Annotated in this window: 18 protein-coding genes; 12 read left to right on the top strand and 6 right to left on the bottom strand. The window is 62.6% G+C overall.

Going from position 1 to position 14,422, the window contains the following annotated elements; all coding sequences use genetic code 11:
* Positions 1-59: 59 nt before the first annotated feature.
* On the bottom strand, positions 60-707 hold the full coding sequence (locus ACTJKE_RS08970) for a thiamine phosphate synthase (RefSeq protein ID WP_057254654.1): 648 nt from the start codon (positions 705-707) through the stop codon (positions 60-62).
* A 107-nt stretch (positions 708-814) separates the two neighbouring features.
* On the opposite strand from ACTJKE_RS08970, the gene ACTJKE_RS08965 reads away from it, so the two are divergent.
* Both ACTJKE_RS08965 and ACTJKE_RS08960 read left to right on the top strand, forming a co-directional pair.
* Entirely contained in the window at positions 815-1,594 is a 780-nt protein-coding gene (locus ACTJKE_RS08965) for a sulfite exporter TauE/SafE family protein (RefSeq protein WP_057254653.1), read from the top strand.
* Positions 1,595-1,695: 101 nt separating this feature from the next.
* Complete coding sequence (locus tag ACTJKE_RS08960) at positions 1,696-1,956, top strand: ArsR/SmtB family transcription factor (protein ID WP_057254652.1); 261 nt, start codon at positions 1,696-1,698, stop codon at positions 1,954-1,956.
* Between the two features lie 162 nt (positions 1,957-2,118).
* On the opposite strand, the gene ACTJKE_RS08955 is transcribed toward ACTJKE_RS08960, so the two are convergent.
* A complete protein-coding gene (locus tag ACTJKE_RS08955) occupies positions 2,119-2,292 on the bottom strand; it encodes a YdcH family protein (protein ID WP_082616141.1) in 174 nt (57 codons plus the stop codon).
* Between the two features lie 214 nt (positions 2,293-2,506).
* On the opposite strand from ACTJKE_RS08955, the gene ACTJKE_RS08950 reads away from it, so the two are divergent.
* From ACTJKE_RS08950 to ACTJKE_RS08920, 7 genes are all read left to right on the top strand, one after another.
* On the top strand, positions 2,507-2,710 hold the full coding sequence (locus ACTJKE_RS08950) for a YdcH family protein (protein ID WP_057254651.1): 204 nt from the start codon (positions 2,507-2,509) through the stop codon (positions 2,708-2,710).
* 54 nt (positions 2,711-2,764) lie between these two features.
* Positions 2,765-3,229 carry a 5-(carboxyamino)imidazole ribonucleotide mutase gene (gene purE, locus ACTJKE_RS08945; RefSeq protein ID WP_057254831.1) on the top strand — a complete coding sequence of 155 codons (465 nt, stop codon included), beginning with the start codon at positions 2,765-2,767 and terminating at the stop codon, positions 3,227-3,229.
* Complete coding sequence (locus tag ACTJKE_RS08940; RefSeq protein ID WP_440691757.1) at positions 3,226-4,281, top strand: 5-(carboxyamino)imidazole ribonucleotide synthase; 1,056 nt, start codon at positions 3,226-3,228, stop codon at positions 4,279-4,281. Before purE ends, ACTJKE_RS08940 begins: the two co-directional genes overlap by 4 nt.
* A 172-nt stretch (positions 4,282-4,453) precedes the next feature.
* A complete protein-coding gene (ykgO, locus tag ACTJKE_RS08935) occupies positions 4,454-4,579 on the top strand; it encodes a type B 50S ribosomal protein L36 (protein WP_034806120.1) in 126 nt (41 codons plus the stop codon).
* Positions 4,580-4,653: 74 nt separating this feature from the next.
* Positions 4,654-5,268, top strand: coding sequence for a hypothetical protein (locus ACTJKE_RS08930; protein WP_057254649.1), 615 nt, complete (start codon positions 4,654-4,656; stop codon positions 5,266-5,268).
* A 31-nt stretch (positions 5,269-5,299) separates the two neighbouring features.
* Positions 5,300-5,806, top strand: a complete 507-nt coding sequence (locus tag ACTJKE_RS08925) for a hypothetical protein (protein ID WP_058325905.1) — start codon at positions 5,300-5,302, stop codon at positions 5,804-5,806.
* Positions 5,807-5,840: 34 nt separating this feature from the next.
* Positions 5,841-6,857: an alpha/beta fold hydrolase gene (locus ACTJKE_RS08920; protein ID WP_082616139.1), complete on the top strand. Its 1,017-nt coding sequence runs from the start codon at positions 5,841-5,843 to the stop codon at positions 6,855-6,857.
* Between the two features lie 27 nt (positions 6,858-6,884).
* Here ACTJKE_RS08920 and pyk read toward each other — a convergent pair whose 3' ends face one another.
* Both pyk and ACTJKE_RS08910 read right to left on the bottom strand, forming a co-directional pair.
* Positions 6,885-8,324 (bottom strand): pyruvate kinase, encoded by a 1,440-nt coding sequence (gene pyk, locus ACTJKE_RS08915; RefSeq protein ID WP_057254648.1) that lies wholly within the window; start codon positions 8,322-8,324, stop codon positions 6,885-6,887.
* Complete coding sequence (locus tag ACTJKE_RS08910; RefSeq protein WP_057254647.1) at positions 8,324-8,800, bottom strand: DUF1036 domain-containing protein; 477 nt, start codon at positions 8,798-8,800, stop codon at positions 8,324-8,326. Before ACTJKE_RS08910 ends, pyk begins: the two co-directional genes overlap by 1 nt.
* A 193-nt stretch (positions 8,801-8,993) precedes the next feature.
* Between ACTJKE_RS08910 and ACTJKE_RS08905 the strand changes: the two genes are divergently transcribed.
* The 3 genes from ACTJKE_RS08905 to ACTJKE_RS08895 all read left to right on the top strand — a co-directional run bounded on the left by ACTJKE_RS08905 (position 8,994) and on the right by ACTJKE_RS08895 (position 10,523).
* Positions 8,994-9,782: an N-formylglutamate amidohydrolase gene (locus ACTJKE_RS08905; RefSeq protein ID WP_058325906.1), complete on the top strand. Its 789-nt coding sequence runs from the start codon at positions 8,994-8,996 to the stop codon at positions 9,780-9,782.
* A gap of 45 nt (positions 9,783-9,827) precedes the next feature.
* Positions 9,828-10,133, top strand: coding sequence for a DUF1244 domain-containing protein (locus ACTJKE_RS08900; protein WP_058325907.1), 306 nt, complete (start codon positions 9,828-9,830; stop codon positions 10,131-10,133).
* A 126-nt stretch (positions 10,134-10,259) separates the two neighbouring features.
* Positions 10,260-10,523, top strand: a complete 264-nt coding sequence (locus ACTJKE_RS08895; protein ID WP_057254644.1) for a DUF2312 domain-containing protein — start codon at positions 10,260-10,262, stop codon at positions 10,521-10,523.
* Between the two features lie 160 nt (positions 10,524-10,683).
* Here the strand turns inward: ACTJKE_RS08895 and ACTJKE_RS08890 are convergent, their stop codons facing one another.
* Positions 10,684-12,546: a DUF882 domain-containing protein gene (locus ACTJKE_RS08890; protein ID WP_113513258.1), complete on the bottom strand. Its 1,863-nt coding sequence runs from the start codon at positions 12,544-12,546 to the stop codon at positions 10,684-10,686.
* 180 nt (positions 12,547-12,726) lie between these two features.
* Positions 12,727-14,271 carry a sigma-54-dependent transcriptional regulator gene (locus tag ACTJKE_RS08885; protein ID WP_057254642.1) on the bottom strand — a complete coding sequence of 515 codons (1,545 nt, stop codon included), beginning with the start codon at positions 14,269-14,271 and terminating at the stop codon, positions 12,727-12,729.
* Positions 14,272-14,422 lie beyond the last annotated feature (151 nt).

Raw genomic sequence — 14,422 nt, 5'->3', positions numbered from 1 at the left:
GCAACAAGGGAAAAACCTCGACTCAATCTGGAAGGCAGACGGCTCAACATCGAAACGTCTTAATCTTCAAACCGTGGCGCTTTTTCGTCAAGAAGTGCGTTGACCGCAGCAACGACGGAAGGCGCCTGGCCGGGTTCGCCGAAGACGGCAAGACGAAGCGCCACGAACTCAGCACCGGTCTCCGCCACCGCAAGTGCCGATTGCGGGTCCGTGCCGCCCATGACGATGCAGGGAATCTCGATCATCGACGCCCACCATTCGGCCAGCGCCAGGTTCTTCGGATGCGCCTCCGGCTTGATGTCGCCATCCGTCTTGCCGAAGAACACGTAGTCCGGGCGCACTTCGCCGATTTCCAGCGCGTGGTGACGGTCGGCCGCATTGCCCCCGCCGACGATCAGCTTCGGCGTGTGCTTCTCGACCGCCTCACCCAGCACTTCCGCATTGCCGGCAACGTGCAGGCCGTCGGCCTTGGCACGTCCGGCCACGCGGGAGTCACCCTCGATGAGCGCGGCGGCGCCGGCCTCCTGGATCACCGGCACCAGACGCTCGGCGTGCTTCTGGAACTCGGAGTCATCAAGTGCGTATTGCGGCACGATCACCGAGGCGACGTCGCCGCCCTTCAGGGCATCGGCGAGCACGTTTGCGCGTTCCGCCGCATCGGGCATGTCGGGCGCGATCAGCACCAGGCGGCAACGTTCTGTTGTCATATCAAGACATCCATTTCCGGCTGCATCCGCCAGGATGGCGAAACCAGCGCTCGATTTCATTTGGGAAAACCGATAGACGGAGACTGCAAAAGGATCAACCGCCCCCCATGCTTCCTGATCTCGACTTCTATCTTATCGCCATTCCGGCAGTTCTGCTCGTTGGCCTCAGCAAGGGTGGCATGGGGGAAGCGCTTTCGCTGATGGGCGTTCCGATCCTGTCGATGGCGGTGTCACCCGTCCAGGCGGCCGCTCTCCTTCTCCCGATCCTGATCGCGATGGATCTCGTCTCGCTTTGGATGTGGCGCAAGCACGGCGATCGCACCACCCTCTTCATGCTGTTGCCCGGCGCCATCGCCGGCATCTTCATCGGCTGGGCGACCTCGGCCTACGTCTCGCGGGACCTCCTTCGCCTGATCATCGGCCTGATCACCGTGCTCTTCGTGCTGCGATACGTCTACAATGTCTGGCGCACGCGCCTTGGCATCACCATCGCGCCGAAGAAGCAGCGGGCCGGTCCCGCAGCACTCTGGGGTTCCTTTGCCGGTTATGGCAGCTTCGTCGCCCATGCCGGGGGCCCGCCTTTCCAGATCTACGCGCTGCCGCTGCAGCTCGACCCGCGCGAATACACCGGCACCATCGTGCGCTTCTTCGCGATCCTGAATGCGGTGAAGCTCATCCCCTATTTCGCGCTCGGGCAACTGGATCTGAGCAACCTGAAAATCTCGGCGACGCTATTTCCGCTCGCCATTGTCGCAACCATGTGCGGCGCCTGGATCGTTCGCCGCATGAAGCCGCAGATCTTCTACCCCTTCATGTATACCATGGCCTTCATCGCGGGCTCGAAACTGCTTTGGGACGGTATCAACAGCCTGGTCGCAGGCGGGTGAGCCGCGGACCCAAGTATTACGGAAATATTGCAAAGCAAAATTAGCATTTCGCATCGCACAAATTTCTTGCTGCTTCGCAAAATTTCGCCTAACGTCCGCGCATGACGATCGCGGACCCTTTCGATGCCATTGCGGACCCGAACCGGCGCCACCTGCTGGAGGAACTGCGGCGCGCGCCGAGAACCGTGAACGAACTGGCGGAGGGCCTGCCGATCAGCCGCCCGGCCGTATCGCAGCACCTGAAGGCCTTGCTGGATTGCAATCTGGTCTCGGTTTCGGCGAGCGGCACCCGGCGGATCTATGCGATCAACCGGCCGGGTTTCGACCGTCTCAATCTGTGGCTCGATCAGTTCTGGTCCTGAGCCCGGCGGCGCGAACGCTGCGCCCGAAAGAAACAGACCGGGCGTCAAGCCCGGTCCAAAATTCCGTATATTCCACTGTGGGGGGATTGGTTCTAAACCTTGTTGCGCCTACTCAGAGGGGAGATGGCGCCTCCCGATAGTCCTGGGAAATACCGTTGATAATCAGTGAGTCGAGGAACGAAGCCTTTCGATTTCGTCCTTGATGCGCAGCTTCCTCCGCTTGATGTCGTTGATCAGTTCGTCTTCCACCGACGGCTGATTCAATGCCGCATGGAGCTCCTGCTCCAGGACGCCATGTTTTTTCTCAAGCGTTGCAAGATGAGCCTCAACAGTCATTTGGCAGTCCCTTCCTTTTGCTTGCATCCGGCATGCGAATGCCGGATGTTCCATGGTTTGTAACCTTACTACTGTGCCATGCCATTTTTCATTTGTCGAAGGCGAAATGATGACGTCGGATAACTTCCCGTTACCGCCCAAGATGTGATAGAGCGACGCATGGAATTCCGGTTCGAGGAGGACTTCGCAACCGGGCTGATGGGGATCGCTTTGCATGCCGGACCAGGACCAGGCCGAACTCAGACTGACCGCCGCGCGGCTGAGGCAGGAACATGAAGACTACGACGCTGCCATCAACGCTATGATCGAGACCGGCTGCGACGCGCTGAGAATCCAGCGCATGAAGAAGAAGAAGCTGGCGATCAAGGACAAGATCAGCAAGATCGAAGACCAGATCATCCCCGACATCATCGCCTGAACGCGGAACAGGACAGACGTGATCGACACCACGACCCCACCCGTCGCCATCATCATGGGAAGCCAGTCGGACTGGGAGACGATGAAGAACGCCGCCGACACGCTCGACGCGCTCGACATTGCCTATGAGGCTCGCATCGTTTCCGCCCATCGCACGCCCGATCGGCTGGTCAATTTCGCCAAGGGCGCTCGCGACGAGGGCTTCAAGGTGATCATCGCCGGCGCCGGCGGCGCTGCCCATCTGCCGGGCATGTGCGCCTCAATGACGCCGCTGCCGGTCTTCGGCGTGCCGGTGCAGTCGAAGGCGCTTTCCGGCCAGGACAGCCTGCTCTCGATCGTGCAGATGCCCGCCGGCATCCCCGTCGGGACGCTGGCGATCGGCCGCGCCGGCGCCGTCAATGCCGCGTTGCTTGCTGCAGCCGTGCTCGCGCTCAGCGACGACGATCTCGCCGACAGGCTCGACGACTGGCGCGAACAGCAGACGATTTCGGTCGCCGAATACCCGGTGGACCAGGCATGACCACCATCGGCATTATCGGCGGCGGCCAGCTCGGCCGCATGCTGGCGATGGCAGCTGCCCGATTGAACTTCCGCACCGTGATCCTCGAGCCGCAGGTCGACTGTCCGGCGGCACAGGTGGCGAATGAGCAGATCATTGCTGCCTATGACGACGAAGCCGCGCTCAGCCAGCTCGCGACCGTGAGCGACATCATCACCTACGAATTCGAGAATGTGCCGGTCGCGGCCGCCGAACGGCTCGCCGCGAAACGACCTGTCTTCCCGCCGCCGAAGGCGCTGGAAGTCGCGCAGGACCGCCTCGTCGAAAAACGCTTCATCAATGACTGCGGCATTGCGACGGCGCGTTTTCACGCCGTCGACAGCCAGGCCGATCTCGAAGCAGCACTCGCCGATTTCGGCGGATCGGGCGTGCTCAAGACCCGTCGCCTTGGCTATGACGGCAAGGGACAGCGCGTGTTCCGCTCCGCAGCCGACAGTCCTGCCGGCGCCTTCGCGGAGCTGGGCGGCGTGCCCCTGATCCTGGAGAGCTTCGTACCCTTCGAACGGGAGATCTCGATCATCGCCGCCCGCTCCACCGATGGCACGGTCGCCTGCTTCGATCCGGCCGAGAACGTGCATCGCAACGGCATCCTCCACACCTCGACGGTACCGGCAGCACTCGGCGACGGCACGGCGGACGCGGCCCGCAAGGCCGCCAAGGCGATCCTCGATGCACTTGGTTATGTCGGCGTCATCGGCGTCGAATTCTTCGTACTTGCCGACGGCAGCCTGATCGCCAACGAGATGGCGCCGCGCGTGCACAACTCCGGCCATTGGACGGAGGCGGCCTGCGTCGTCTCGCAGTTCGAGCAGCATATTCGTGCCGTCTCGGGATTGCCGCTCGGCAATCCCCGCCGCCATTCCGACTGCGTCATGCAGAACCTGATCGGCGACGACCTCAACGATGTCCCGGCATGGCTTGCCAAGGACGATGTTCTGGTGCACCTCTATGGCAAGTTCGAAGCGCGCGCCGGCCGCAAAATGGGCCACGTCACACGGCTCGTCCGCGGCTGAAGACCGCAGAAATGCGGGGCAAGACGCCAAAATGGAGCGTCTTGTGGTTGACACCTTAGGGGGGACACGGTATGTGCCATCCCACCTTAAAGGAGCGCGCTGAACGGCGCGCTTTTGATTGTTAGAAGATACCGGGCGAATTTTCGTTCCCCGAAACCTGCGGATCAGGAAAATGAAGATCAAGAATTCGCTCAAGTCGCTGAAGACCCGTCACCGCGAAAACCGTCTGGTTCGTCGCAAGGGCCGCATCTACATCATCAACAAGTCGAACCCGCGCTTCAAGGCTCGTCAGGGCTGATCTAAGCCGGGTGGCAGACATCGCTTCGGCGATGTCCCAAAATTGATTATGAAGTTGATCCATGGCGGGCTAACATGCTCGCCATGCGAGTTTTTGTACCCCTGATTCTGGCGTGTTCCGCCCTGCTCGCCACCTCCATCGGAGCTGGCAGTTTCTCCTTCGCGGCGGAAGCATCGACCCAAACGGAATCGGCCAGCCTCACCACACCCAAGCAACGACTGGACGGCCTGTTCGCGGACCTCAAGAAGGAACGCGATGCCGACAAGGCGCGTGAACTCGCCAACCAGATCCGTGTGGAATGGCAGGATTCCGGCAGCGCCACCGTCAATCTCCTGATGCAGTGGGCCGACAAGGCCATCACCGACAACAAGCAGGCGGCGGCGCTCGACATCCTCGATCAGGTGATCACGCTTGCGCCCAACTATGTCGAAGGCTGGAACCGTCGCGCGACCCTGCATTACACGATGGGCAACTATCGGAAATCGATGTCGGACATCAACCGCGTGCTGACGATCGAGCCTCGTCATTTCGGCGCGCTTGCCGGCATGGCAGCGATCCTCGGCGCCTCCGGCAAGGACGAGCTCGCCATGCGGGCATGGGAGCAGTTCCTGGACATCTATCCCGCCGATCGCAAGGCGCAGGAGCAGCTGGGCGAGCTCGCCGAGAAGCTCGCCGGCAGCAAGACCTGACTGAACGCGACACACTCGACCCTAGCCTTCAATGCCCCTCTGCACCAATGAAAGCACTCTTCTCGAAGTAGCGACAGCCGCTCGGCGTTTCATTGAGCCGATCTGGCTGGAATGGCACCGGGCTTGGGGTGGCGATCTCCCCGCGATCGCTTCACAATGGACCTGCGGCCGCTCGAGCCTGTTCCTGGCACGTGTCTTGATTGCCCAAGGCCTCGATGCCCATTGGGCCTCTGGAGCGCCGCGGAGTGCGCCTTCCGGGCCTGACATCGGCCCCTACGGCTTCTTCTGCGGGGAACGCTGGCAAAGCCATGCCTGGGTCGAATGCGGCGATTACATCGTCGACATCACCGCCGATCAGTTCGGCGCCCCTCCGGTGCTCGTTGTCGACAGCACGGACACCCGCTACAACAAGGGCGACCGGGATACCGCGCTGCCTGAGTTCGTGCTTGCCCGCCAGCGCGCCGTTGACGCCATCTGGCCACGATGGCAGTCGATGGGCTCCCCTGCCCCTGAAGGCTCGCCAACGCAGACGCCTTGACGGGCCTACGGACGCCGGAAGACAGATTGAGACAATGGTACCAGCCACATTCCTGCTCATTGGACTAGCGCTCGTCGGCATTGCCTACAGCCTCTGGCACGCGCGAGCCTTCACCCGGCGGTTTCCGAATGCCGGCGAACTGATCGACATCGGCGGTTATCGCATGAACAGCGTGCACCTGCCGGCAGGCGAGCAGGCCGATCTCCTGCCCGTCATCTTCATCCATGGCGCCAGTGGCAATCTGCTCGATCAGTTGCATGCCTTCGCCCCAGCCCTTGATGGCCGCGCCGAGATGCTGTTCGTCGATCGTCCGGGTCACGGCTACTCCGAGCGGGGCGGAGCGGAAAACGACCTTCCGGACGGCCAGGCGACGGCGATCGCAAAGCTGATGGAAAAGCGCGGCATCCGTCGCGCGGTCATCGTCGGCCATTCCTTCGGCGGCGCCATCGCTGCGAGCTTCGCCCTGCATCACCCGGAAAAGACGGCCGGCCTCATCCTGCTGGCGCCCGCGACGCACCCCTGGCCAGGCGGCATCGAATGGTACTATCGCCTCACGGCGCTCCCCCTCGTCGGCTGGCTCTTCGCCCATACGCTGGTGACGCCCCTGGGGCAGCGCCGCATCGAAGGCGGCACACACTCGATTTTTTCACCCAATCCGCGGCCCGACGACTACATCGACAAGACCGGCCCGCATCTGGTGCTGCGTCCGGCGACCTTCCGCAACAATGCGCGCGACATAGCCAATCTCCATGCCTATCTGACCGCGACGGCACCCCGCTACCGCGAGATCACGGCACAGACCGTGATCATCACCGGCGATAGCGACGGCATCGTGCTGGCCGACATCCATTCCCGCGGGCTGGCGCGCGATATCCCCGGCGCGGAACTGCTGTGGATCGGCAATCTCGGCCACAAGCCCGACTATGTGGTCACGGACGTGGTCGTGGCTGCGCTCGAAAAGATGGCGGGCCAGCCGACGGATCTCGAGCAAATAAAAAGGCGGGCCGAAGCCCGCCTGATCATGTCGTCCGAAGCCATCGGCCAAGTCTGACCCGCTTCGCACTTTGCCAAGGCTGCATCAGATGCCGCTCATGCCGTCCGAACCGATATAGGCGATGCGCAGCATGTTGGTGGCGCCAGGCGTACCCAAGGGCACGCCGGCAGAGATGATGACGCGTTCGCCGGGCTTGCCGAAGCCTTCGGCCGCAACGATGCGGCAGGCACGGTTGACCATATCGTCGAGGTCCGTCGCGTCCTCGGTGACGACGCAATGCAGGCCCCAGACGACCGAGAGACGGCGTGCCGTCTGGACGATCGGCGAGAGAGCGATGATCGGAACCTGTGGCCGTTCGCGGGCGGCGCGAAGACCGGTGGTGCCGGACGAGGTGTAGCAGACGATCGCGGCAAGACGGAGCGTCTCGGCGATCTGGTGGGCAGCGAGCGAAATCGCGTCGGCACCGGTTGCCTCCGGCGGCGTGCGCTGCGCGTAGATGATGCTGGAATAGTGCGGGTCGCGCTCGACGTTGCTGGCGATCGACGCCATGGTCGACACGGCCTCCACCGGATACTCGCCCGAGGCCGATTCTGCCGACAGCATGACGGCATCGGCGCCTTCGAAGACGGCCGTCGCAACGTCGGAAACTTCGGCGCGCGTCGGAACGGGTGCGGAGATCATCGATTCCAGCATCTGCGTGGCAACAACCACCGGCTTGCCAGCGCGGCGACACGCGCGCGTCAGCTGCTTCTGCAGGCCCGGCACCGATTCCAGCGGCATTTCGACGCCGAGGTCGCCGCGCGCGACCATCAGCGCGTCCGAAAGCTCGATGATCTCATCAATGCGGTCGAGTGCCTGCGGCTTCTCGATCTTCGACATCAGGCCGACGCGGCCGCGGGCGATCTTGCGGACTTCGGCCAGGTCTTCCGGCCGCTGCACGAAGGAGAGCGCCACCCAGTCGATCTCGCCGGTGGCGAGAACGGCGTCGAGGTCAGCGCGGTCCTTGTCGGTCAGAACACCGACCGCGAGCAGCGTGTCCGGCAAGCTGACGCCCTTGCGGTCCGAAATCTTCGTTCCCGCGACGACCGTGGCCACGATGCTCTTGCCGTCGGTCTTCTCAGCGCGCAGATGCAGCTTGCCGTCGTCGATCAACAGGCGATGGCCGGGCTTGACCGCTTCGAGGATTTCCGGGTGCGGCAGGTAGACGCGCGTGTTGTCGCCGGGCACGTCCTTGTTGTCGAGCGTGAAGGTCTGGCCGACCTTGAGATCCACCTTGCCTTCTGCGAACTTGCCGACGCGCAGCTTCGGGCCCTGAAGATCGGCGAGAATGCCGATCGGCCGACCACAGTGGCTTTCCACCGTGCGGATGCGCTGAACCAGCGTGCGCATCACGTCGTGGCTCGCATGGCTCATGTTGATACGGAACAGATCAGCCCCGGCCTCGTGCAGCTTCTGGATCATCTGCTCATCGGAAGACGCCGGTCCGAGCGTGGCGAGGATTTTGACTTTTCTGTTCCGCTTCATCAATTCTGGCTTTCCTGCGTGCCGGGCGTTTCGGAGAGCTGAACCATCCAGCTCCCTTGCCGCCCCGTGTCGTATTCCTTGAATCCCATGCGCTGGAAGCCGCGGGCGAAGCAGTCCTGAACGCCCGCGATCTTGAACTCGTTCTCGGCGACGCACATGTTGACGTCACCGGTCCAGCGGCCGCCGCGGGCCGCATCTTCCGCGTAGAGATAATAGTATCGTGACTCAAGCTCGCCCTCGATCAGGGTCGCGCAGGTGGTGGCCGGAACCTGCCACCAGCCCTCCGTTACCCAGCCTTCCTTGGCCCGGTAACCGATCGCCACTCCGACGAGATTTTGCGTGCCGTTGCAGACGCGAAAATCGGCGCGCGCTTCATCGGCAAAGAGAAATGAGCTTGAGGTTGCCAGGAAAAACAGGAGGATACCTCCCAGTGTCGTCAGCCCCGGCTTCGCTTTGGAAAAAGGATTTCTGGACACGGTTTCCGATGGAACTCCGTTTTGATTTGCGTGGCACTTTCTTGCGACGGCCAGCCCCGAAAGTCAACGTAACTCTAATCGATTACAATCGGCAAATTGCGTTCAAATTGCGCTAAACAGTTGCGCGTTTCTTGCGATTGACGCGCGTGCGTGCGATCAGCGAGGACGAGGCTAGACAAGAGACTGGACCGGCATGCAACACTATTCTCCCTATGAGATTATCGAAGCCAAGCCTGCAACCGGGCTCGTTTTGCTTGCCGACCACGCGATGAACCGGTTACCGGCCGAGTACGGCAGTCTCGGCCTGCCCGCCTCGGCGTTCGAGCGACATATCGCCTATGACATCGGCGTCGAGGCACTGGTGCGGAAACTCTCGCGAATGCTCGATGCGCCGGCCGTGCTCGGTTGCTTCTCCCGCCTGCTGATCGATCCCAATCGCGGCGAGGACGACCCGACGCTGGTCATGAAGATCTCCGACGGCGCGATCGTGCCCGGCAACCACCCAATCAGCGCAGAGGAATGGGAGAACCGGCTGAACCGGTTCCACCGCCCCTATCATCGCGCCGTTTCCGAGACGATCGGCCGAAGCGCCGAGGCGCATGGCGCGGCACCGCTGGTCATTTCGATCCACTCCTACACACCGGCCTGGAAGGGTGTGGCCCGCCCCTGGCACGCTGCCGTCCTCTGGGACAACGATCCGCGCGCCGTCCTGCCGCTGATCGCGAAACTAGAGGCGTCGGGCGATATCGTCGTCGGCAACAACGAACCCTATGACGGTGCGCTGCGCGGGGATACCATGTTCCGGCACTGCATGATGCCGGGCATTCCCCACGCCCTGATCGAGGTGCGCCAGGACCTGATCGCCGACGAGACGGGCGTTGCTGGCTGGGCCGAGCGGCTGGCGCCAATCCTTGCGGGTCTCAACGCCATGACCGAATTGCATCGCTACGAGCGCCACGCCTCCCGTACCGGCGCCTATTAGAGCTTGGGTCCGGAAGCACGCCGTAACTGAAGAGGATCAACGTCCATGACCGAACTGACCCCGGAGCAGCAGACCGCATTCGAGGCAGCCGCCTTTCGCCGTCTCGTCACCCATCTGCGCGAGCGCGCCGATGTCCAGAACATCGACCTGATGAACCTCGCCGGCTTCTGCCGCAATTGTCTTTCCAATTGGTACCGCGAAGCCGCCGAAGAGGCGGGCGTTGTGCTCGCCAAGGAGGAATCGCGCGAGATCATCTACGGCATGCCCTATGAGGAATGGCGCGAGCGCCACCAGAGGGAAGCGACCGCCGAGCAGAAGGCAGCCTTCGAGATCAACAGGCCGAAGGAATAAGGGCGTTTCGCCGGCGCTTGCCACGGAATTGACCGCGTTGTTGCGCATTGACCCTTGACCTTGGCGGCCGTTTTCGGCACGTCACGGCACCCACGAAATTCAATTCCCCGTATCAAGGAGAAGACCATGTCGGATGCTCACGGCGTCGCACGCGATCAGCTTCGCGCTTTCATCGAGCGGATCGAACGCCTGGAAGAAGAAAAGAAGACCATCGCGGACGACATCAAGGACGTCTACGGCGAAGCCAAGTCCATGGGCTTCGACACCAAGATCCTGCGCAAGGTCATCTCGATCCGCAAGCAGGACCACGACGAGCGCATGGAACAGGAAGCGATCCTCGACACCTACCTCCAGGCGCTCGGCATGGTGCCGGCAGCCGCCGAAGAATAAGCAGGCTTGCAGGGCCGCCGACAGGCGGCCTCGTCCGGACAGCGATGGGGAGCAGGCTGCCCCCGACCCGACCAGAGACGACAGCACTCGAAAGCACGATACAGAATCAAAAAGCCCGCCGGTTCGGCGGGCCTTTTCGTGTCTGCTGTTCGGCCGAAGCTCAGTTCGTGCTGAACTTCTTCACTTCCATGAAGTTGACCGCATTGCCGCTGAAGCGGGCCGTGTCCACCGTGCCAGCGCCGTTCGAGAAGCCGGCGGCATAGACCGTGGTCGGTGCGGTGCGGAGCGACTTGCTGACGAAGCGCGGCGCCTTGACCGGCTTGGAGAGCGTCGCCACACGACCCGTCGTCAGCGCCCATTCGGAAATGATCTTCTGGGTCAGCTTCGGCTCGGTGCGGACCGACGAGCGGGTCGCTGCGTCGGCGTCGTTCTTCTTCGGTCGACCGCCCTTTGCCGGCGCTTCGGCCTGCGTGTCGAAGGCGTTGTCGAAGACGGCCGCACGGGCGTTCGTGTTCGACTGCGGCGCATAGGCCGCCATTTCGATCGGCTGTTGCGATACCGGCTCGCGCTGGGCCGGCGTCGGAGCAGCAAGCGCCACACGGGTCGCAGCCTCGGCGGCAACGTCACGCGGCGGCTCTGTGGACGCAACCACCGGGCGCTCCGCGAAGGATGGAACCACGACCTGCGCATCGGCAACGGCGGCAAGGGCCGCGTCACCCGCAGGTCGCATCGCCGGAACCGGAACGAAACCAAGCGCCTGCACATCCGCGGAAGGATCGGCCGAAGCGACAAGCGTATTCATGTCGCGACGGTCAAGCATCTGCGGCACCGGCACCTTCATCGAGCCGAGATCGGCGAATTCGCTCGGCATTTCCGTGGTCTGCGGCAGGGCAGCAGCAAGCGCATCCTGGGCCGCGTTCTTCTGCGGCGCCACCAGCGCAACGGCTACGCCGCCATCGGCCGGCGCATCCTTGAAGGCAGGACGAACGGCCGGAACCGGTGCATTGATGTTCTGTTCGGCTGTTGCAGTGGCAGCAGCTGTCGGTTCGGCAGCAACCGAGCCGGCGACACCTGGCAGCGCTTCTTGGGCAGCAGGAGCGGAAGCCGTCTGTACCTTGGCCGGCGCAGCGCCGCCTTCATCGTCAGCGCCAGGACCGGCTGCGATCGCCGAGGGTTCTTCATCCTCGTCGCCGCCACCACCGCCAAAGAGCATGGCGAACAGGTTGCCGCGACGCTTGCCGCTTGCGCTATCGCCAGGACCGGTTGCGCCGCCACCGGCGACTTCGATCGCCGAGGCACCGACGCGACGTTTGTAGTCGGCGACCGCCTGGTCATAACCCGGAAGCGGCTTGCCGTCGGACGGCAGATGCATGGTCTTGCCATCAGGGAAGAGGCGTGCGAGTTCGGCGCGGCTCATGCGCGGCCAGGCGCGAACGCCGCCAACATCCATGTGAACGAAAGGCGAGCCGGAGGTCGGGTAATAGCCGACGCCACCCACCTGGAACTTCACGCCGATTTCGCGCAGCGTCTTCAGCTTCACGTCGGGAAGGTAGAAGTCCATCGCCTTGCCGAGCATGTGCTGGCTCTTCTTGGCGACGCCCTTCGAGCGCGAACGCAGCATGCCGTTGGTTGCCGGCGAACGATAGGCCGAGACGACGTGGATATAATCGCGCGAACCGCTCTTCTGGTAGACTTCCCAGACGAGGTCGAGCAGGCGCGGGTCCATCTTGGTCGGTTCGTTGCGACGCCAGTCGCGAAGGAATCGGTTGATCTCCTGCAGGCCCTTGGTGTCGTAACGGCCATTGCGCTTGAAGGTGATCTGCGCCTTTTCCTGGGTATGAATGAAATAGAGTTTCAGTGTCCGGGTCTGGCCCGCGGCCTCTACGGGAGGCGCGAAACCTGGCGTCACGAGGGAAGCCGCAATAGCAACGGATGTAAGAACCTGCGGCACCTTACGGGTAAAGGCCGCGCAGACTCTCGCTAAGGAGCCGAGCGGCTTCTTAAAACCGAACAAATTTGGCATTCAATCCCCGTCCGACGGACAACCGTGCTTCGCTGTCTCAGATGACTGTCAAATAAGGTGACAGCATGGCAAATATGCCACAGTCGTCACCGCCCCTTATAATATAGTGAACACTTCACTAACAAGGTCTAAACGGCGGTGACTGAATAGCAGGGCTAATGAATTGTGAATGCGTCGATTTTATGCCGCCTCCCTCAATGGGTTCTCGGGATCGATGCCATAATCCTTCAGCTTGCGGTAGAGAGTAGACCGGCCGATGCCGAGCTTGCGAGCCACCTGGCTCATCTGTCCGCGGTAGAATTTCAGCGCAAAACGAATCAGTTCCTCTTCCACTTCGGCGAGCTTACGGACGTCACCACCCTCGTCGACGCTGGCGATCGCGTTGTCCATCCGCGGGTCGTGCCCGGCATCGCCTTCCATCGATTTCGCCGCACTCGCGAAGTCCGGATAGACATTCGGCACCTGTTCCGCCGGCCCGCTTTCCCGTTCCGGACCGGCTTCGCCCCAGGAGAAGCCGGAGCGGTCGGAAACGACGTAGCCCGGGATCTGGGTGGCGATCTGCGGAAAATCCTTCACCGTCAGCTCGTTGCCTTCGGCAAGCACAACAGCCCGGAAGATCGCGTTTTCGAGCTGCCGGATGTTGCCTGGCCAGTCATAGGCAGTCAGCAGCGCCAAGGCGCCGCTCGAAATGGCGAGCGGTGTGTGCAGGCGCTGCTCGGCGGCAAAACGCTCGACGAAGGAACGCACCAGAACCGGGATGTCTTCCTTGCGCCGACGCAGCGCCGGGATGGTGATCGGGAAGACGTTGAGGCGGTAATAGAGGTCCTCGCGGAACCGGCCCTCGCGCACTTCGTTGATCAGGTCCTTGTTGGTGGCCGAGATCAGCCGCACATTGACCCGGTGCGGATGGCGCGCGCCGATCGTCTCGATCTCGCCCTGCTGCACGGCACGCAACAGCTTCACCTGGACTTCGAGCGGCAGGTCGCCGATCTCGTCGAGGAACAGGGTGCCGCCGTCGGCATCGACGAACTTGCCGGTGTGTTTTTCCGTCGCGCCGGTAAAGGCGCCCTTTTCGTGGCCGAAGAGAATGCTCTCGACCAGGTTATGCGGGATCGCGCCACAATTGACGGTGACGAAGGGCTTGCCGACCCGGTCGCTCGCCGACTGGATGGCGCGGGCCACCATTTCCTTGCCGACGCCGGACTCGCCTTCGAGCACGATCGGAATGTTGGACTGGGCGGCACGGCGCGCCAGGTCGATCACCCGGATCATCGCCGGGCTTGCCGAAACGATGTCCTCGAAGCCGACGGCGCCGCCGCGCGGACGGCGCGAGGTTTTGACCTTGCCGTCGCGGCTCGCCATCTTCAGCGCATTGCTGATCGCGACCGACAGCCGCTCCGGAGAGACGGGCTTCACCAGGAAGTCGAAGGCACCCGCCTGCATCGCGTGAACCACGGTTTCGATGCCGCCCTGGCCGGTCTGTACGATGACAGGCATATCGACGCCGCGCTCGGCCAGCGCTTCAAGGAAGCCGTGCCCGTTCATTTCCGGCATCAACAGGTCGAGCAGAATGACATTGATCATGCCGCCCTTGCGCTCCAGGAGCTCCAGACCGCTGCGGCCATTGTCGGCGAGATGCGCTACATGGCCGAGACGCTCGATCATGTTCGTCAACAACCGGCGCTGCACCGGATCGTCATCAATGACCAGAATATGTGATGTCACGGAAGCCTCCTGCTTTGGACACGCAGTACTATTTGGCCAACCTCATGTGCCAAATGACGTCAGGCATCTGTGCCATAAAGGGCTGAACATCATGTTTTGAGAAATGCTTGCATTTTATCCATTGCCGGCGATAGCAATGGAACCCATATCG

Source organism: Ensifer sp. 22521, assembly GCF_052044795.1.
GTDB lineage: Bacteria > Pseudomonadota > Alphaproteobacteria > Rhizobiales > Rhizobiaceae > Ensifer.
Note: the sequence above shows the minus strand (reverse complement) of the source record. Positions and strands in the feature narration are given on the sequence as shown.